Below are 18,533 nucleotides of genomic sequence, written 5' to 3' on the forward strand. Positions count from 1 at the left end.
AGACGGGCGCGGCAGCTCGTCTTGCCGAGGTCGATCGCCAGCAGCACGGGTGCGCTCATGAGATCCCCGCCGACCGGTGCGCGGGCGGCATGGCTGGCGCGGCTGTTCGGGTGGCCGCACCCGGGGCTGCGTGTGTACCGGCGGTCGAGGGACGGGACGCCCCTCCTGCTGCGGCCAGAACACGCAACGAACGGATGCCGGCGAGCGCTCTGCCGCCCACATCGCCCAGGCCGCCGGGCGCGAACGCGAGCTGTCCCGCGAGACGTGCCCGACCCGGCTTCGTGCCCGGCAGCTCCAACGGAATGCCGTGCCAGGTGAGAAATGCCAGCAGGGCGAACATGAGGGACTCCTTGAAATCGGGATCGATGCCGTGCTGCGCGCTCGACTCAAGCGCGATGCCGAGGCGGTCGAGCTCCCGGCGAAGCTCGGTCATTAGCACGGGGTTGTGCACGCCGCCGCCGGAGGCGATCACGCGGGTGGGTCTGGTGTGAGTCTCGGCCGCGAGGGAATTCGCGATTGTGCGTGCGGTGAAGCGGGTGAGCGTGGCCACGAGATCGTTGAGGGCCAGTCGGCAGCCGAGGCGGTCGGCGGCCGCGTCGACGAACGCGAGGTCGAAGGTTTCGCGTCCGGTGGACTTCGGTGCTCGTCGGGCGAGGAACGGATGCTCGAGCAGCGCGGCGAGCACGCGCTCCTCGACCCGGCCGGCGGCGGCCCGGTATCCGTTTCGGTCGTAATCCTCGTGAGTGGTCGACGCGGTGGCGCGGACGATCGCGGCATCGATCAGGGCGTTGCCTGGCCCGGTGTCCCAGGCTCGCACGCGGCCGTCGGCCACGACCGAGAGGTTGGCGATGCCGCCGAGGTTGAGGGTGGCCGAACCGGAGTCAGCGCTCTCGGCGCCGCAGAGCCACGCGCGGTCGAACACTCCCATCAGCGGGGCTCCCTCGCCACCGGCGGCCACGTCGGCCGCGCGCAGGTTACACAGTACGGGCGCCTCGGCGGCCTCGGCGATCCAGCTCGCCTCGCCGAGCTGGAGGGTGCCGCGGGCATGGCCCGCGTCGACCCAGTGGTACACGGTCTGCCCGTGGGACACAACGAGGTCGACCGGGGTGCCTGCCGCGGTGAGGGCCTCCGCGGCCGCGCGGGCGAACTGCTGGCCCACGAGAGTGTTCAGCGCGCACAGCTCCCGGGCGTCGGCCGGGGAGCCGTCGGCCAGCGCGAAAATCCGGGAGCGCAGCGTCGACGGCCAGTCGGACGTGCCCGAGTACAGGGGCATCAGGGTGAGCGACGGGGTCGGGGAGTCGTCGTCGGCGTCGATGTCGACGATGACGGCGTCGATGCCGTCAACGGATGTGCCCGATTGCAGGGAAAGGATTCTCATGCCGGCACCACCCCCTCGAGCAGCTCACGAACCACCTGGGCGGTGACGAGGGAGCCTCCGAAACAGTCGATGACCGTGCCGCTCCCCGCACGTGCAGCGAGGCCGGCGTTCACGGTTACGAGGTCGGAGCGCAGCGCGGCCAGCGCGTGCACGGCGTCGCTCTGCGGCCCCGGCACGGCGAGCCGGTCGGCGAGCACGACCAGGGCGTTGCCGACGGGCACCGCCCGGGCCGCATCCAGGGCGGTGGCGGGCGCCGAGCCGGTGACCACCCGGGTGAGCTCGAAGGCCAGCGCGAGCTCGGTGGAGAACACATCGGGCCGCGGGCCCTCCGCGAAACTGGGACGGTCGCGCACGTCGATCACCGTGAGGGCTCGGGGGAGCGGGCACAGCTCGCCGCGTACCGCGATGGCGGCACGGACGATTCGCCGGCTGCCTTCCGCGTCGGTCTGCGCCGCGTCGTTCTCTGCCGCGTCGATTCCCGGGGCGCTGTCGTCAACGCGGGCCGGGGCATCCGTGGACCATCCGGTGCCCGGGGTCGTCGTGTTCGCGGCGGGGCGGGCGAGTTCGGCGGTGCGCTCGCCGGCGGCTTCGAGCGTGGCCGCGGTGATCGAGCCGTCGTCGAGGGCGGCCAGTAGGGAGTTTCGCACCTCGAGGTAGTCTTCCTCGTCGGTCGTGCGGCCCTGGTTCGGGCCGAGGTTGGAGGGGTTGCCGATGCAGAGCAGATCGGCGCCGGCGAGCAGGGCGCGCACGGCGCCGGGGCCCGCACCGAACGTGGAGCGGATCGCGGCCATGTCGAGCGCGTCGGTCACGATCGCGCCCTCGAAACCGATCTCACGCAGCAGGCCGAGCACGCGCGGGTTGAGAGTGGCGGGCAGCTCGCCGAAGTGCGGCAGCACGATGTGCGCCGTCATCACGGCACGCACTCCGGCGTCGATCGCGGCGACGAACGGTGGCAGGTGGTCGCGTTGCACCTCGGCCCAGGACAGATTGAGGCGCGGCAGGGCGAGGTGCGAGTCGGTGTGCGTGTCACCGTGGCCGGGAAAATGCTTGACGCACGCGGCCACTCCGGACTCGGCGAGACCGCGCACCATGGCGGCCACGTTGCGGGCGACGAGGGCGGTGTCGCTGCCGAACGAGCGCACGCCGATCACCGGGTTGGCGGGGTTGGTGTTCACATCGGCGACCGGCGCGAGCACCACGGTCGCGCCCGCCGCGGCGGCCTGGGCACCGATCATGCGGCCCGTGCGCCGCGTCGCGTCGAGGTCGTCGAGGCGACCGAGCTGGGCGTGCGAGGCGAAGCGGGAGCCGCGCAACGCCTCAAGCCGGGTCACGGTGCCGCCTTCCTCGTCGATGCCGATCAGGGCGTTCGAGCGGATGCCGCGAATCGCTCGCGAGAGGCGGGCGGGCTGGTCGGTATCCGCTTCGTCGATGTTCTGGCCGAAGTACACGACGCCGGCGAGGCCATCGTCGAGGGCGTGTGCGAGCCAGTCGGGCACCGTGCGGCCGCTGAAACCGGGCCACAGCACGCCGTTCACCAGGCGCAGCGCGGCGGGGTCGACGGTCATCCCTTGACCGCCCCGGCGACGAGGCCGCCGCTGAGCTTGCGCTGCACGATGATGAAGAAGATCATCACCGGGATCGTGATGATCGTCGAGGCCGCCATCACCGAGCCCCAGTCGTTGGAGTGCACGCCGAAGAACTGCTTGAGGCCGATCGCCACCGTGTAATTCTCTGTCGCGCCGCCGAGCAGCGTCATGGCGAAGATGAACTCGTTCCAGGCCACGATGAAGGAAAACACGCTCGTGGCCACGAGCCCGGGAGCCACGAGCGGCAGCAGCACCGAACGGAACATGCGCCACCAGCTTGCACCGTCGAGGTAAGCGGCCTCCTCGAGTTCCACGGGAACAGCGGCGACGAAGCCGCGCAGCATCCAGATTGCGAAGGGCAGCGAGAATGCGAGGTACACCACGACGAGCCCGAGGAGTGTGTTGAGCATCTGCAGGTCGCGCACCTGCACGAACAGCGGGATCACGAGGGCCTCGAGCGGCACCATCTGCACGGTGAGGATGAGAATCAGGATGCCGGTACGGAACCTGAACTTGAACCGGGCCACGGCCACGGATGCCAGCAGCGCGACGATCCCGGACACGATGACGGTGAAGAACGCCACGATCACCGAGTTGCGCAGGAACGTGCCGAAGCCGCCCTCGCTCAGCACGAAACGGTAGTTGTCGAGGGTGAACTCCTTCGGCAGCAGCGACTGGCCACCGCTCGAGGCCTGCGCGTCGAAGGAACTCGCGACCATCCAGTACGCGGGGAAGAGCGTGAACACGAGCAGCAGGGCCACGAGCACGCCCTTCACGAGGTTGCCCTTGCGGCGCCTCATACCTTCTCCTCCTTGAACAGCGTGCGCACGTAGATGGCGGTGATGATGAGCAGCAGCACGGTGAGCAGCACCGCGATTGCGGCACCGAAGCCGTAGCGGTTCTGGCCGAACGACTCGACGTACGACCAGACGCCGAGGTTGAGCACCTCGCGGTTGGAGCCCGATCCGCCGGGCATCAGGTAGATCTGGGCGAAGACCTTGAAGTCCCAGATGGTGGAGAGGATCACGACCACCGCGAACACGGGTTTGAGCGTGGGGTAGATGATCTGGAAGAAGCGGCGGATCGGCCCCGCGCCATCCATCTGAGCGGCTTCGAGCATCTCTTTGGGCACGCCGAGCAGCCCGGCGAGCACCGTGATGGCCACGAAGGGGAAGCCGTGGTGCACGATGTTGAGCGCCACGATGCCATAGAAGGTGAACGGGTTGGTGAACCAGTTGAACGACTCGTCCATCAGACCGAGGCCCTTGAGTGTCTCGTTGACGAGGCCCTGGTCGGCGTCGAAGATCCAGATCCATACGTACGTGCCGGTGACGGCGGGCATGGCCCAGGCGACCATGATGGCGCTGCCCACGACCGTGCGCCAGAACATGCCGAGCGAGGCCATCAACAGCGCCACCAGGGTGCCGAAGACCACCGTGGCCGTCACCGCGATCACGGCGAAGCCCACGGTGTTGGGCAGCACCACGGTCCAGAGGGTGGAGTTGCCGAAGATCTCCGCGTAGTTCGCAAAACCGATGTAGTTGCTCTCCCCGCTCACGATCTCGCGCAGGCCGTAGTCCTGCAGCGAGAACAGGAACACCCGCACGAGCGGCCACAGCAGCAGCACACCCAGCAGCACGAGTGCCGGGGTGAGCAGCAGCCAGGGGCGCGCCTTCGCGAGGGTGATCAGGCGCCGGGGGGCGCGGCGGCCGGTGGGCGACGGGCGGGTGCGCACGTCGCCCACCGAGCGCTCGAGGAGAGCGGCCACGGGTCTAGTTGCCGTTCATGGTGTCGTTCATCTCTTTCGCGGCATCCGCCGTGGCCTCATCGACCGTCTTCTGGCCCGAGAGAATGGCCTGCATCATGGCGTTCGTGGTCTTCTTGGCCTGCACGGCACCGAACTTCGGGGTAACGGGAAGGGAGGCGCCGCCGTCGACCATCTGCTCGGCGAAGGGCTTGACGAGCGGGTCGTCGGATTCCATTGTGGTCTGCAGCAGGGACTCGGTGCCGGGGAAGTAGCCGGTTTGGTCTGCCCACTGCTGGGCGAACTCGCCGGTGGTCATCATCTGCATGAACTCCCAGGCGAGGTCCGTGTTCTCGGCCGTGTTGAACATACTCAGGTGTGAGCCGCCGAGCACCGACGGGCTGATGCCTTCGGTCGTGCCGGGGATCGGTACGACGCCGATCTTGCCGGCGAGGTCGGGTGCCTTCTCGAGCACGGTCGCGGGGGTCCACGATCCGCTGATCGCCATCGCCACGTTTCCCTGTGCGAAGTTGTCGAGCACGTCGGTCTCCTTCCACGTCGTGGCGCCGGCCGAGGAGAAGCCGTGCTTCGTGGCGAGGTCGGTGTAGAACTGGATGCCCTCGCGCGCCTCGGGATCGGCGAGGCCGGAGACCCACTGGTCACCGTCCTGCACGGATACCTCGCCGCCGGCGCCCCACACCCACGGGTAGGCGAGCATTTCGGCGTCTCCGGGAACGGGGAACGGGATCAGCTCGGGGCGCTGGGCCTGGATGACGGTGGCCACGTCGACGATGTCCTGCCAGGTCGTCGGCGGGGTGAGGCCGAGGTCGGCGAGCACGTCGGCGCGGTAGATGATCGAGCGCACTCCGGCGTACCAGGCATGCCGTACAGCTCTCCGTCGTAGGTGCCGGCATCGACGAGGCCCTGCACGAGGTCGCCGTCGAGTCCGGCCGCCGAGACGTAGTCATCGAGCGGAGCAAGGGCACCGGAATCGGCGAACTCCGCGGTCCAGGTGGTGCCGGTTTCGGCCACGTCGGGGGTCGTGTTGCCGGCGATGGATGTGACGAACCGGTCGTGCGCATCCGCCCACTGCACGTATTCCACGTCGAGGGTGGCGCCGGTCTTCTCGGTGAACGCGTCACCCACGGTGTCGAAGAAGGCCTCCGTATCGGGGTTGGTGCCCTGCATGATCCACACGTTGAGGGTGTCGCCCTCGCCGCTCGCAGGGGTATCGCCGCCGTTTGAGCAGGCGGTGAGGCCGAGGGCGGCCACGGCGAGCATGGCGACGGACAGGTAGCGCTTCTTCATTCAGTCTCCTCAGTGAAACGTGGATGCGAGGCCTTACGGCCCACAGGAACTGAAAATAATTATCCCCATTAGGACATGCAAACACAAACTATTTTCTTGAGTGATGCCGTTTCGTGACCGCAGATGCACGGCCGGGCCCGCGCAGGCCGCGGCATTCGCGGTGGAAAACGCTCAGGCGGCGATCGCTCGGGCGCGCAGGGCGGCTCCGACGAGTGCGGCATTACCGTCGAACATGGACGGCAGCAGGGCGGGGCGACGGTGGAAGCTCAGGAGGGCATTCACTCGATGGCGCAGGGGAAGGAAGAACTCGTCGCCCGTTGCGGCGAGGCCGCCGCTGATGACGACGGCCTCGGGCGCGAGCACGGCAGCGATCTGAGAGATGACCAGGGTCACGGCATCGAGGGCGGTGGCCCACACCAGGCTCGCGGTCTGGTCGCCGCGGCGGGCCCGAGCGAAGACCTCGTCGATCGTCACGTTCGCCTCGGCGCTGAGCTCGGCGTAGCAGTCCACGATGGCACCGGTCGACGCCACGGTTTGCAGGCAGCCGTGCGATCCGCAGGCGCATCGCCGGCCGTTGGGGTCGACGATGGTGTGCCCCAGACCTCCCGCGAAACCGCCGCCGCCGTGCATTCGACCATCAACATAGAGGGTTGACGCGATGCGTTCTCCGAGGCGGAGAACGACAACATTGTTGTACGGTCGGGCCGCGCCGAGCTGGAATTCGGCCTCGCCCGCGGCCCGGGCGTCGCTGGAAAACGAGGACGGCAGTTTGAGGCGACGCTCCGCCAGCCGTTTGTAGGGCACGTTCGCCCAGCGAAGATCTGCAGAGAGGATGGCAATGCCCTCGGCGTCATCGACGACGCCAGGCCCGATCAATCCGATGGCCGTCGGGGTCACCTCCGGGAAATCACGGGCGAACTGCGTTGTCCGGTCTTCGACCTGCAGCATGGCGGCCTCACCGACACTGGTCTCCCCATCGAGGAGCGGGGAGGGGCCGCGGCTGAGCCCACGCATGATGCCGTCGCGATCGAACAGCGCCGCGGTGGTGACGGCCTTCTGCATGTCGAATGTGATGACGGCTGGTCCGGGTCCGAGCGGAAGGGCCTGGGCGCTGCGGGGGACGAGAAGGGGAACCAGGGTGATCACGAGCCTAAATGCCGAATGGCGGTTAACGAGGACGGCGTGTACAGGTCAGTTCACCCTACCGCCGGGGACCAGCTGTCGAGCTGAGAACGGATCGAACGGGGCGGTACCGAACGCCGCTCGATTAGAGCATGGCGGCGCGCGCGCGCAGTGCCGCGCCCACGAGTCCGGCATGTCGGCCGAACAGGGCGGGCGTCAGCAGCGGACGGCGGTGGAAGCTCAGCAGGCCATCGAGCCGTCGGCGTAAGGGCGCGAAGAACTCCTCCCCGGCGTGTGCGAGCCCCCCGCTGATGACGACGGCTTCGGGCGCGAGCACGGCGGTCACATGAGAGATAGCGAGCGCGAGGGCATCGAGGGCCTCGTTCCACACCCGTGCCGCTGCCGCGTTCGACTGGCGGGACTGTGCCAGCACCTCCTCCCAGGTGGCCAGCGTTTCGCCGGTGAGGTCGGTGTAACGGCTGAGCAGAGCTCCGTTGGATGCCACGGTCTGCAGGCAGCCGCGTGACCCGCAGACGCACCGGTCGCCCTGTGGGTTGACGATGGTGTGGCCGAGGCCGCCGGCGAAACCGCCACCATCGTGGGAGCGCCCGTCGATGAAGAGGGACGCCGCGATCAGGGTGCCCAGCTTGATCACGACCACATTATTGTGCGTGCGGCCGGCACCGAGGGTGAATTCGGCCTCGCCCACTGCGCGAGCCGCGTTGGAGAAGGACGAGGGCAACTGAAGTCGGTGTTGGGCAAGGTTTTTGTAGTGCACATTAGCCCAGCGCAGGCTCGCGGAGAGAATGGCGATACCTTCCCGGTCGTCGACGATTCCGGCTCCGATCAGGCCGGCAGCCGACGGCGTGACGAGCGGAAAATCGCGAGCGAACTGCGTCGTGAGGTCTTCCACATGCGCCAGGAGCGCTTCCGTCGTGTCTCGGGCGGTGGTCGGCGAGGGGATCAACGTTCGGCTGAGGCCGAGCATCACGCCATCGGTGTCGAACAGGGCGGCCTTCGTCTGCGGACCGCTCACATCGAAGGTGAGTACCGCTGCCCCGGGCCCGAGTGGCCAGGGCTGATCGCTGGCCGATGCAACTGGGGGTTTCACGGAATCCTCGAAATTCATGATCGTATGCGCGTGTCGACGTGGACGGGTTCAGGCGGGCAGCAAATCTCACGATCAGCTTGGCGCATAAACATACTTATAAGTATGTTGTGTACATTCGGGGTAATAAACATCCTAGGGGTCGGTTTCTCGACGAAGCAACCGCATGGCACCGATCGCTCGGGCGTGCGAGCTCTACGGCGGCATCCGCTGAGGCAGCACTCGCGTGCACCTCGGCGAGGCAGGGGGTCGTCCGGTAGGCTAAAACTCGCTCATGCGAGGCGGTCGGCGGGCCGGTGAATCTCCGGGCACCGATCGTAAGGAACCGCACTCATGCCTGAATTCCCCCGTATCGTGGCCTTCGACCTCGACGACACCCTTGCCGCGTCGAAGTCCCCGCTGGACCCGCGCATGGCTGCGCTGTTGGTGCGTCTGCTGGATGTGGCCGACGTCTGTGTGATCTCGGGCGGGCGGTTCAGCCAGTTCGAGATGCAGTTGATCGACAACCTCGAGGGCGTCAGCGACGAGGCCCTCGCCCGTCTCTACCTGCTCCCCACCTGCGGCACGCAGTACTACCGCCATTCAGCGGGGTCCTGGCACCAGATTTACGCCGAAAACCTCAGCGACGACGAGAAGGCGCGCGCGCTCAGCGCCGTCGAGAAGACCGCTCGCGAGCTGGGCTTCTGGGAATCCGAGACGTGGGGCGACATTCTCGAAGATCGCGGATCCCAGATCACGTTTTCTGCCCTCGGCCAGGCGGCTCCGGTGGCCAACAAGGTGCTCTGGGACCCGAGTGGCGACAAGAAGAACGCCCTGCGCGAAGCGGTGCAGGCGCTTCTGCCGGATCTTGAGGTGCGTTCGGGCGGGTCGACATCGGTCGACATCACCCGACGCGGGATCGACAAGGCCTACGGCATGAAACGCCTCGCGGAACTCACCGGCGTGCCGCTCTCCGACATGCTGTTCGTGGGCGACCGCCTGGATGAAAACGGCAACGATTATCCGGTGAAAGTGCTCGGCGTGGAGTGTGTGGCTGTGGAAGGCTGGCTCGACACCGCATCATTCCTTGAGGAGCTCATCCCCACCCTGACGGCGTCCGCTTAAAGAACCGTGCTGGCCTGCCATTCGGCCAGATGCTCGCGCGAGCAGAAGCGGAAGCGCCCGTAGCGTGTCGCCGGGTTCGGCGTGGCGGCGCCACACAGGGCACAGAGTCGACGTCGGTTCAGCAGTTGCCGGACCGATCGGCGAAGCGCGGAAAGCACAGCACCCAGTCTAGGTGTGCGGGCCAAGCGGATGCCTCGCTATGGCGCGGGAACCCGCCGAGTGATCGGGGGTAGCGGGGTGCGTGCCGGCATAAAGTGCACGAGTGCGATCAGCGCGAGAGCGAGCACGGTACCGAGCGCGGCGCCCAGCGTATTGGCGATCACGTCGCCGGAGGTGGCGTATCGGGCGGGCAGAAAGAGCAGTTGGCCCAGCTCGATGCCGCAGCTGGCCACGAAGCCCACCACGATGGCACACCACCATCGCCGGGCGCCCAGAAGGATGACCGCGAGAAGACCGACCGGCACGAAGAGGACGATGTTCGCGGAGAACTCCACGAAGGTGTAAGTCAGCCATCCGGGCGCCCCGTGGCCCTGCAACCAGCCGAGCAGGGACACGAGTGGAACGTGCGCCTCCTTGTCGACAGGGGTCGGCCAGAAGGCGATCAGTGCCAGGGCCAGCAGATAGCCGACCGTGACCACGATCGCGGCGCGGTACAGCGCGGTGTGTCGTCGAAATCGGATCGCGTCCATGCCCTCACCTCCACGTTGCGAACGGTCAGTGGGTGGATCGCGTCGATGCCTGACCGCTCACCATTGAACTGCCCATACTAGACATTCCCGGAGCACCTGGAGTCATCAATACGATTCTTCGGGGAATCGGCAGGCAAAAGCCAGACTTCTCTGCCCACAAAGACCATTTCTAGCCGTGAAGTGGGGATCTCCGGCGCTTCTTCATTCTCTCACCGCCCTAGGCCGGGCGACCACCGACGCGCTTCGGCAGCGCGAACACGAGCACCAGGGCCACGACACTGAACGCGGCGCTGACGGCCATCGCACTCGTGGCGCTGTCGGTGAACGCGACCGCCAGCGCGTCCGGGGTAGGTCCGGTCACCACGAGTGATCCGAACAGCACGCTGCCGATCACGGCGATCCCGACCGCGCTGCCCACGCGCTGCATGACGCCGACGACGGCGCTCGCCGCGCCGGCCTCCGACCGGTCCACCGTCGCCACGATGAACTGCACGTTCGGGGCGATGAACAATCCGCTGCCGAGGCCCGCGATCAGAAGCGGGGTGAGCAGATGCCAGTTGGTGAGGTCGCCCACCGGCGTCAGAAGGAGCACGAGCCAGATCCACACGAGGCCAACGGTCACGAGGGTGACGCCGATCACGAGCACGGTGCGGCCGAGGCGCTGGGACAGCCGGTTGCTCTGTGAGGCGCCGATGATGCTGCCGATCGCGAAGGGGATCGATACGAGACCCGACTCGAGGGCGGTGTGTCCGAGTCCCGCCTGCCACAGGATCGAAATTGTGAAGAAGATGCTCGTGAAGGCGGCGAAGTACACCAGCGCGAGGATGACACCGCCCGTGAATGCCGGGTGGCGAAAAAGCCGTGGCGGCACGATCGGGTTCAGTCCGCGCTTGGTGTACGCGACCTCCCAGAAGCCGAAGAGAACGATCAGAATCACGGCGGCGGCGAGCGTGACGAAGGTCCACCAGGGCCACCCCTGGTCCTGACCCTCGATCAGCGGCACGAGCAGAGCCACGAGACCGGCAGAGACGAGCAGCAGGCCTACCCAGTCGAGCGCGATGCGTGCGGGTGCCGACGTGCCGGGCGTCGCTCCGCCGGCTATGGATGCCTCCGCGCGGGAGGGCAGCAACCGGGCGGCGGCCACGAGGGCGACGATGCCGATGGGGAGGTTCACCCAGAAGACCAGGCGCCAGCCGTTTTCGTCGCCGAAGGCCTGGATGATGAGCCCGCCCACGATCGGGCCGAGCGCGGTGGATACTCCGATGACCGAACCCATGATGGCGAAGGCTTTGCCGCGGGCCATCGGCGGAAACATCAGCTGGATGACGGCGGTCACTGCAGGCACGAAGATTCCGCCGGCCAGGCCCTGCACGATGCGGGCGATGATCAGCTGCAGGTCGTTCTGCGCGAGCCCACAGGCGAGGCTGGCCACGGTGAACAGTGCCAGCCCGGTGAAGAACACCCACTTGTGTCCGATACGATCGCCGATACGCCCGGCCGGGATCAGCGCGAGGCCAAAGGCGAGCGCATAGCCGGAGATGATCCAGGAGAGGGTCGCCTCCGAGGCGTCGAGGCTGGTGCGGATGGTCGGCAACGCCACGTTCACGATCGTGGTGTCGAGCAGGGCCATGAACATTCCGGCGAGCAGCACAATGAGGGACTGCCAGGCACGGCGGGAAACGACCGGGGCGGAACGGAGTTGTGCTTCTGATTTCGACATGGGCGCCGTTCGTTCGAGATGTTCTGGTGTCGAGGGAAACTCTAAGGCCCCCACTCGACTGAGTGGGGGCCTTGAGGCTAACTGTCGGGGTAACAGGATTTGAACCTGCGACCTCGTCGTCCCGAACGACGCGCGCTACCAAGCTGCGCCATACCCCGATGGCCCGTGGGCCTCAATCAGTATAGAGCCTTCGGGGCCTCCGTTGCGAACCGAGCCGGGGCATCCGTTCGAAAAGGTTCGCTTCAGGCGGCGGTGAGGGTGAGCAGCGTGGCCTCGGGCCGGCAGGCAAAGCGCACCGGCGCGTAGATCGAGGTGCCGAGCCCGGCCGACACGTTGAGGAACGCGGTGCGCAACCCGAGGTTCCAGAGGCTGAGCCCCTTCACCTGGGAGCGGGGAATGTCGCAGTTGGTCACGAGCGCGCCGAAACCGGGCACGCACACCTGCCCGCCGTGCGTGTGACCCGCGAGGATGAGCTGCGCGCCGTGGTTGACGAGCGAGTTGAGCACCCGTTGGTACGGCGCGTGCGTCACGCCGATCGTCAGCGTGGGCCGCGGCTCGGCCGCGGTACCCGGGTCGGGCCAGCGCTCGTCGGACAGCGGGTCGTTCGCCCGCAGATCGTCGATTGCCCGCGTGATCAGGTCGAGGCGGTCACGGCCGATGTGCGGGTCGTCCACGCCGAAGAACTCCACGTGCGTGCCGCACAGGTCGAGCGCCTCGGCCGCGTTGTTGATATCGGTCCAGCCCAGGTCGGTGAACACGGTGCGCAGGCGATCGGTGTCGAGGTTCTCGTGGGGTCCGCCGAGGCGTCGCTTGGAGGGGCCGGAGAAGTACCGGAACGGGTTTTTCAGCTGCGGCCCCACGTAGTCGTTCGAGCCGTTCACGAAGACCCCGGGCACGTCCTGGAACGGAGCAAGGGCGTAGGCGACGCCGTCGATGCCGTCAGCATGGCCGAGGTTGTCACCGGTGTTCACGACCAGGTCCGGCTTCACCCCGGCCAGGCTGCGAATCCACTCCTGCTTGTCTTTCTGCCACGGGGCCATGTGCAGGTCGGAGATGTGCAGCACCCGAATCGGCGCCGAGCCCTGGGCGAGCACCGGAACGCTCACCTCACGCAGGGTGAAGCGGTTGCGTTCCACGAGCGCGCCCCAGGCAAAGGCCGTGAGGCCCGCTGCGGCCGCGGCGACGGATGCGGCAGCCACGATCCGGCCGCCACCGATCCGTCGTGCGGGCGTGCGATCCCCATGGACGGCATCCTGAAGCGTCAGAAGATCGAGGATGTCGGCGGGACTGACCCGACTCATCCGTTTGGTCCCGGCACGGCCGCGGCCGGATCAAACTTCCCGACGACGATTGTCACGGTGTCGTTGGGCTTGGCTCCCGTGCCGGCGCCCGGCTCCATAGAGAGCACTTGGCCGTCCTGCTTCTTGTCGGTGACGACCTGTTCACGAGCGGTCACGGTGAATTTGTACGGGTCACCGCTCAGCGTCTTTTTAGCGTCTGCCTCGCTCTTGCCCACGACATCGGGGATGACCACCCCGCTTCCGTTGCTCGATGACACGGTCACCGTCGATCGACGGTCGGCGTTGGTGCCGGCAGCCGGATCGGTGCTCGCCACGGTTCCGGCGGGCAGCTCGGAGTCAACCACGCCGCCGTCGGCGAAGACGAAGCCGGCTGCTTCCAGGGTCGACTGGGCCTCGGCCATGGACTTGCCGCGCAGGTCAGGCACGTTGACCTGGACCGCCCGCAGCACGGTGCTGGATGCCTCCATGAAGGCGTCTCCGCCGTACTTGGCGTTGGCGACGCTCATGATGTCGGGCCACATGCGGTGGCGCGCGGTCGACGCCGGGCCACTCGCGAATTTGTTGCTGCTGCTGCGCTGGCTCTTGTACGGCCCGCTGACATTGACGACGCCGACGACCGTGGCCACCTTGCTGCTGGCGCCGCTCATCCAGGTGTCCTTCGCGTCATCGGTGGTACCGGTCTTGCCGATCATCGGTACCCGGGGCGACGTGGCCCCGTAGGATTCCCGCGCTGTTCCGCTCGTCATCACGCGCTGCATCCCATAGGTCATGCCGGCCGCGACCTCCGGTTCGACCGACTGGGTGCACGTTGACTTGGGCACGGGCATCTCGGTGCCGTCGGCGGCGACCATGGACTTGATGGCGATCGGCGAGCAGGTCGAGCCGTTGTTGGCGATCCCGGCGAACGCCACGGCCATGGTGAGCGGGGCGATCACGTTCGTGCCGAGCACGGAGCTGGCACCCGTCTCGAGGTCGGCGCCGGTGGCGGTGTGCACGCCGAAGGACTCCGCCGTGTTCTTGATTTCGCACAGGTCGAGTTCCTTGGCCATGCCGAGGAATCCGGTGTTGATGGAGCCGATGGTGGACTCCAGAGCGCTGTAGTTCGACCGGTTCTCTCCCGAGGTGTCGTTGCGGGGATTGTAGCCGGGGAAGGATGTGGCACCGCAGGAGTTCGTGAAGGTTCCCCAGTTCGACTTGCGCGCCGAATCGACGCGCTCGTTGAGCGTGTGCCCCTCCTTCAACCAATCGGCCAGGGTGAAGACCTTGTAGGTCGATCCCGGTTGGAAGCCGCCCGAGCCGCCCATGGCGTAGTCGGTGTTGTAGTTGATGGCAGTGAAGTTAGCCCCGGTCTGGTTGGGGTCCTGCGTGTAGTCCTTGTTCTGGGCCATTGCCAGCACGTCGCCGGTGCCGACTCCCACGCTGGAGACGACGGCGCCGACGTCCCAGTTGGGGACGGACTTCGGCACGTTGTTGTCGAGGGTGGCCACCGCAGCGTTCTGCAGGTCCATGTCGAGGGTGGTGTACACGTTGTAACCGCCGCGACGGAAGTTGGACAGGCGGGTGTCCTCGTCCTCGCCGAAGGTGGGGTCCGTCTTGAGGATGTGCGTGACGTAGTCACAGAAGTATGCGCTGGCCCCCGCGGTCTGGCAGCCGGTGGCCGACGGGGTGATCGCGGGCTCGATCGGGGCCGCAACGGCCGCGTCGTGGTCTTCCTGCGAGATCTTCTTGTACTGCAGCATCTCGCCGAGGATGTAGTCGCGGCGCACCTTGTTGGCCGCGTACCCGTTGGCGGCGCCGTTGGTTTCGCTGTCCGGCTTGTCGAGCTGAAAGCGCACGGGGTTGTTCACGATCGCCACAAGGCTCGCGGCCTGGGGGAGGGTGAGGTTCGCGGCGGTGGTGTTGTAGTAGTAGTTCGCGGCGGATTCGATGCCATAAACGCTGCCGCCGAAGCCGGTGATGTTCAGGTACTGGCGAAGGATGTCTTCCTTGGCGTAGTTCTTGTCCACGCCGATCGCGAGGCGCATTTCCTTGAGCTTGCGGTCGATTGACACCTCTGTCGCATCCGCGTAGCAGGCTTTGCCTGCTTCGGGGTCGTTGAGCGCCTCGCACTTCTGCACGAGCACGTTCTTGACGTACTGCTGGGTAATGGATGATCCGCCTCGCGTCGCTCCGCCGGCGAGAGTGGTGACCGCTCCGCTGACGGTTCCCTGCAGGTCGATGCCCCCGTGTTCGAAGAACCGGGGATCCTCACCGGTCACCGCGGCGTCTTTCACAAACTGGTTGATGGCGTCGGAGGCCACCTCGACGCGGTTCTGCTCGTAGAACGAGGCCAGCAAGACCGGGGTGCCGTCGGCCTGCGTGGCGTAGATGTTGCTTTTCTGGGCCAGCTGATCGATGGACAGGTAGGCCGGCATGTTCTCGAACACGTTGATGGTGTTGCTGGCGGCCATACCCGACAGAGCCAGGGCGGGGGTGACGGCGGCGGTGACAAGAATTCCGGCGACGACACTCATACCGATGAAGGCCAGGAACCCCGCGAGGGCCCCGCTCATCGTGCGTTTTTTGGCAGACATAGACTTGAGCGTAAACGACAAATCTGGATATCCGCCTCAATAGGAGACACATGCCCACCTGGGAGTACCTCACAACGCCGTTGATGATTCACAACACCGCCGCAATTTTGAACAACTGGGGCTCTGACGGGTGGGAGCTCGTTCAGGTCGTCACCGGGCCCGAAGGCGGCCTCGTGGCCTACATGAAGCGCCCGATCGCATCCGCTGCAACCGTGGAAGGGGCCTAGCCATGTCGCAGGTTGAAGCACGCCTTCTCGAGCTCGGCATCGAGCTGCCCCCCGTTGTGGCTCCGGTCGCCGCGTACATTCCGGCCATCGTCGCCGGCTCCCTGGTGTACACCGCCGGCCAGCTGCCGATGGTGGCGGGAGCGCTGCCGGCCACCGGTAAGGTCGGCGATGGTCACGGCCTCGTGCCGGCCGCCGATGCCAAGGCCTACGCGCGCCAGTGTGCGCTCAACGGCCTGGCCGCGATCAAGGGCGCGATCGGATCGCTCGACCGCATCACCCAGGTCGTCAAGGTGACCGGTTTCGTCGCCTCCGACCCCGCGTTCACCGGCCAGCCCGGTGTCGTGAACGGCGCCTCGGAGGTGCTCGCGGAGATCTTCGGTGAGCGCGGCCAGCACGCCCGCTCCGCCGTGGGCGTTGCGGTGCTGCCGCTCGACGCCCCGGTCGAGATCGAGTTCATCGTCGCCTTCGCCTGACCCACGCAGGCGCACCGCACGCGCACAAAAAGGCCGCTTCCCTTTCGGGAAGCGGCCTTTTCTGGCAGGAGCGGTGTTACTTCATCTTCTGCGTGATGATCTGCATCACCGAGGTGTCGGCGAGGGTCGAGGTGTCGCCGACCTCGCGGCCCTCTGCCACGTCGCGGAGGAGGCGACGCATGATCTTGCCGGACCGGGTCTTCGGCAGCTCGTCCACGATGAAGATCTCGCGCGGTCGGGCGATGGCACCGATCTGCTGGGCCACGTGCGCCCGCAGCACCGCGCTGATGTCCTCGTGCGAGGCCGTCTCGGCCTGGCTGAACTTGATCACGACGAACGCGACGACGGCCTGGCCGGTCACCTCGTCGGACGCCCCCACGACGGCCGCTTCCGCGGTGAGCGGATGCGCCACGAGGGAGGACTCGATCTCAGCGGTCGAGAGGCGGTGGCCCGACACGTTCATCACGTCGTCGACGCGTCCGAGCAGCCAGATGTCTCCATCGTCGTCGAGGCGTGCCCCGTCGCCGGCGAAGTACAGCGGGCCATCCTTGGCGCCCGTGGTGCCCTCGAACTTGTCCCAGTAGGTCTCCTTGAAGCGCTCCGGGTCGCCCCAGATGCCACGGAGCATGGCCGGCCAGGGCTCGGTCACCACAAGGAGGCCGCCGTTGCCGTGGCCCACGTGAGTGCCGTCATCGTCGAGCACATCGATAGCGATGCCGGGGATGGCGACCTGGGCCGCGCCGGGCTTGGTCTCGGTGACTCCGGGGAGAGCGGAGACCATGATGGCGCCGGTCTCGGTCTGCCACCAGGTGTCGACCACGGGGGTGAGGTTTCCGCCGATGACCTCCCGGTACCACATCCACGCCTCGGGGTTGATGGGCTCGCCCACCGAGCCCAGCACGCGCAGGCTGGTCAGGTCGAACTTCTGCGGAATCTGTCGCCCGAGCTTCATGAAGGTACGGATGGCGGTCGGTGCCGTGTAGAGGATGCTCACCTTGTACTTCTCGATGATTTCCCACCAGCGTCCCGGGTGCGGCGAATCCGGGGTGCCCTCGAAGAGCACCTGGGTGGCGCCGTTCGCGAGGGGACCGTAGACGACGTAGGTGTGTCCGGTGATCCAGCCGACGTCGGCGGTGCACCAGTAGACATCCGTTTCCGGCTTGAGGTCGAAGACGTTCTTGTGCGTGAAAGCGCCCTGCGTGAGATAGCCGCCGCTGGTGTGCAGAATGCCCTTGGGCGCGCCGGTCGTGCCGGACGTGTAGAGGATGAACAGCGGGTTCTCGGCGGGGAAGGCCTCGGCCACGTGCTCGGCCTCGACGGATGCGAGCTCGTCGTGCCACCACAGGTCGCGGTCGTTCCACTCCACGTCCTGGGCGGTGCGCTTGACCACCAGGACGTTCTTCACGGTGGAATCACCGGACTGCAGCGCGGCGTCGACGGCCGGCTTGAGCGCGGAGATGCGTCCCTTGCGGAAACCGCCGTCGGCGGTGATCACCAGCACGGCGTTCGCGTCGTCGATGCGTGAGCGCAGGCTCTCGGCGCTGAAGCCGCCGAAGATGACGGAGTGCACGGCGCCGAGGCGAGCGACGGCCAGCATCGAGATGACGGCCTCGGGAATCATGGGCAGGTAGATGGCCACCCGGTCGCCGGTCTTGACGCCGAGCTTGATCAGAACGTTGGTGGCGCGCTTGACCTCGGCGGTGAGTTCCGCATAGGTGAAGTCGCGAGAGTCGCCGGGCTCGCCCTCGAAGTGGAGCGCGACGCGATCGCCGTTGCCGGCTTCCACGTGGCGGTCGAGGCAGTTGTAAGCGACGTTGAGTTCTCCGTCGTCGAACCACTTGGCGAACGGCGGGTTCGTCCAGTCGAGGGTCTTGGTGAAGGGCTTGTGCCAGTGCAGCAGCTCGCGGGACTGGTCGGCCCAGAAACCGAGACGGTCGGCCCGAGCATCGGCATAGAGTTCCGGGTTTGCTGCGGCCTGGGCAGAAAACTCGGGCGTTGGCGCGAATCGCTGTTTACCAGATTCGCTGTGGAGGTGATCAATCTGAACGCTCATGTTTTGGTGTCGCTCCTTTGCGATGCTTATAACTGCAGGCGTGGGCTCGCCACACCTGAACCATACCGCCAACCAAGGTGTCTTCACGACGAGATATTTTTGGCCCTATTTGTACTCACAAATTCGCTCGTCGCGTGCCCCCGAAGC

The 18,533-nt window shown here is 66.8% G+C and carries 14 protein-coding genes, 1 tRNA gene and 1 pseudogene; 3 read left to right on the forward strand and 13 right to left on the reverse strand.

Annotated features, from left to right (window positions below; all coding sequences use genetic code 11):
* Nucleotides 1-55: 55 nt before the first annotated feature.
* The 7 genes and pseudogenes from JF66_RS08680 to JF66_RS08710 form a co-directional block, all read right to left on the reverse strand.
* Nucleotides 56-1,378, reverse strand: a complete 1,323-nt coding sequence (locus tag JF66_RS08680) for an anhydro-N-acetylmuramic acid kinase (protein ID WP_051973311.1) — start codon at nt 1,376-1,378, stop codon at nt 56-58.
* The gene (locus JF66_RS08685) at nt 1,375-2,943 is read right to left on the reverse strand and encodes a glycoside hydrolase family 3 protein (protein WP_035877086.1); all 1,569 of its coding nucleotides are present in this window, start codon (nt 2,941-2,943) and stop codon (nt 1,375-1,377) included. Before JF66_RS08685 ends, JF66_RS08680 begins: the two co-directional genes overlap by 4 nt.
* Nucleotides 2,940-3,764 carry a carbohydrate ABC transporter permease gene (locus tag JF66_RS08690; protein ID WP_035877088.1) on the reverse strand — a complete coding sequence of 275 codons (825 nt, stop codon included), beginning with the start codon at nt 3,762-3,764 and terminating at the stop codon, nt 2,940-2,942. Before JF66_RS08690 ends, JF66_RS08685 begins: the two co-directional genes overlap by 4 nt.
* Entirely contained in the window at nt 3,761-4,699 is a 939-nt protein-coding gene (locus tag JF66_RS08695; RefSeq protein ID WP_369797979.1) for a carbohydrate ABC transporter permease, read from the reverse strand. Before JF66_RS08695 ends, JF66_RS08690 begins: the two co-directional genes overlap by 4 nt.
* A 37-nt stretch (nt 4,700-4,736) precedes the next feature.
* A pseudogene (locus JF66_RS08700) lies at nt 4,737-6,016 on the reverse strand (extracellular solute-binding protein).
* 171 nt (nt 6,017-6,187) lie between these two features.
* Entirely contained in the window at nt 6,188-7,162 is a 975-nt protein-coding gene (locus JF66_RS08705; protein ID WP_081882254.1) for an ROK family protein, read from the reverse strand.
* Nucleotides 7,163-7,283: 121 nt separating this feature from the next.
* Entirely contained in the window at nt 7,284-8,249 is a 966-nt protein-coding gene (locus JF66_RS08710; RefSeq protein WP_197059366.1) for an ROK family protein, read from the reverse strand.
* 330 nt (nt 8,250-8,579) lie between these two features.
* Between JF66_RS08710 and JF66_RS08715 the strand changes: the two genes are divergently transcribed.
* Nucleotides 8,580-9,350, forward strand: a complete 771-nt coding sequence (locus tag JF66_RS08715) for an HAD-IIB family hydrolase (protein WP_035877089.1) — start codon at nt 8,580-8,582, stop codon at nt 9,348-9,350.
* A gap of 197 nt (nt 9,351-9,547) precedes the next feature.
* On the opposite strand, the gene JF66_RS08720 is transcribed toward JF66_RS08715, so the two are convergent.
* The 5 genes from JF66_RS08720 to JF66_RS08740 form a co-directional block, all read right to left on the reverse strand.
* On the reverse strand, nt 9,548-10,039 hold the full coding sequence (locus tag JF66_RS08720; protein WP_051973314.1) for a VanZ family protein: 492 nt from the start codon (nt 10,037-10,039) through the stop codon (nt 9,548-9,550).
* 217 nt (nt 10,040-10,256) lie between these two features.
* Nucleotides 10,257-11,759: a DHA2 family efflux MFS transporter permease subunit gene (locus JF66_RS08725; RefSeq protein WP_035877090.1), complete on the reverse strand. Its 1,503-nt coding sequence runs from the start codon at nt 11,757-11,759 to the stop codon at nt 10,257-10,259.
* A gap of 84 nt (nt 11,760-11,843) precedes the next feature.
* Nucleotides 11,844-11,917 (reverse strand) — tRNA-Pro (locus tag JF66_RS08730).
* Nucleotides 11,918-12,001: 84 nt separating this feature from the next.
* Nucleotides 12,002-13,060 carry a metallophosphoesterase gene (locus JF66_RS08735; RefSeq protein ID WP_081882255.1) on the reverse strand — a complete coding sequence of 353 codons (1,059 nt, stop codon included), beginning with the start codon at nt 13,058-13,060 and terminating at the stop codon, nt 12,002-12,004.
* Nucleotides 13,057-15,633 carry a transglycosylase domain-containing protein gene (locus tag JF66_RS08740; RefSeq protein ID WP_051973315.1) on the reverse strand — a complete coding sequence of 859 codons (2,577 nt, stop codon included), beginning with the start codon at nt 15,631-15,633 and terminating at the stop codon, nt 13,057-13,059. Before JF66_RS08740 ends, JF66_RS08735 begins: the two co-directional genes overlap by 4 nt.
* Nucleotides 15,634-15,683: 50 nt before the next feature.
* Here JF66_RS08740 and JF66_RS23545 point away from each other — a divergent pair, with 50 nt between their 5' ends.
* Nucleotides 15,684-15,860 carry a hypothetical protein gene (locus tag JF66_RS23545; protein WP_197059367.1) on the forward strand — a complete coding sequence of 59 codons (177 nt, stop codon included), beginning with the start codon at nt 15,684-15,686 and terminating at the stop codon, nt 15,858-15,860.
* Between the two features lie 2 nt (nt 15,861-15,862).
* Nucleotides 15,863-16,333 carry a RidA family protein gene (locus JF66_RS08745; RefSeq protein WP_035877091.1) on the forward strand — a complete coding sequence of 157 codons (471 nt, stop codon included), beginning with the start codon at nt 15,863-15,865 and terminating at the stop codon, nt 16,331-16,333.
* 76 nt (nt 16,334-16,409) lie between these two features.
* On the opposite strand, the gene acs is transcribed toward JF66_RS08745, so the two are convergent.
* Nucleotides 16,410-18,386, reverse strand: coding sequence for an acetate--CoA ligase (gene acs / locus JF66_RS08750; RefSeq protein WP_035877092.1), 1,977 nt, complete (start codon nt 18,384-18,386; stop codon nt 16,410-16,412).
* Nucleotides 18,387-18,533: the final 147 nt, after the last annotated feature.

It is taken from the genome of Cryobacterium sp. MLB-32, assembly GCF_000738085.1.
GTDB lineage: Bacteria > Actinomycetota > Actinomycetes > Actinomycetales > Microbacteriaceae > Cryobacterium.

Excerpts from the sequence above, each read along its gene's own strand:
- JF66_RS08680 (WP_051973311.1), bottom strand. The coding sequence starts at position 1,378 with ATGAGAATCCTTTCCCTGCAATCGGGCACATCCGTTGACGGCATCGAC.
- JF66_RS08685 (WP_035877086.1), bottom strand. The coding sequence starts at position 2,943 with ATGACCGTCGACCCCGCCGCGCTGCGCCTGGTGAACGGCGTGCTGTGG.
- JF66_RS08690 (WP_035877088.1), bottom strand. The coding sequence starts at position 3,764 with ATGAGGCGCCGCAAGGGCAACCTCGTGAAGGGCGTGCTCGTGGCCCTG.
- JF66_RS08715 (WP_035877089.1), top strand. The coding sequence starts at position 8,580 with ATGCCTGAATTCCCCCGTATCGTGGCCTTCGACCTCGACGACACCCTT.
- JF66_RS08720 (WP_051973314.1), bottom strand. The coding sequence starts at position 10,039 with ATGGACGCGATCCGATTTCGACGACACACCGCGCTGTACCGCGCCGCG.
- JF66_RS08725 (WP_035877090.1), bottom strand. The coding sequence starts at position 11,759 with ATGTCGAAATCAGAAGCACAACTCCGTTCCGCCCCGGTCGTTTCCCGC.
- JF66_RS08735 (WP_081882255.1), bottom strand. The coding sequence starts at position 13,060 with ATGAGTCGGGTCAGTCCCGCCGACATCCTCGATCTTCTGACGCTTCAG.
- JF66_RS08740 (WP_051973315.1), bottom strand. The coding sequence starts at position 15,633 with ATGTCTGCCAAAAAACGCACGATGAGCGGGGCCCTCGCGGGGTTCCTG.
- JF66_RS23545 (WP_197059367.1), top strand. The coding sequence starts at position 15,684 with ATGCCCACCTGGGAGTACCTCACAACGCCGTTGATGATTCACAACACC.
- JF66_RS08745 (WP_035877091.1), top strand. The coding sequence starts at position 15,863 with ATGTCGCAGGTTGAAGCACGCCTTCTCGAGCTCGGCATCGAGCTGCCC.
- acs (WP_035877092.1), bottom strand. The coding sequence starts at position 18,386 with ATGAGCGTTCAGATTGATCACCTCCACAGCGAATCTGGTAAACAGCGA.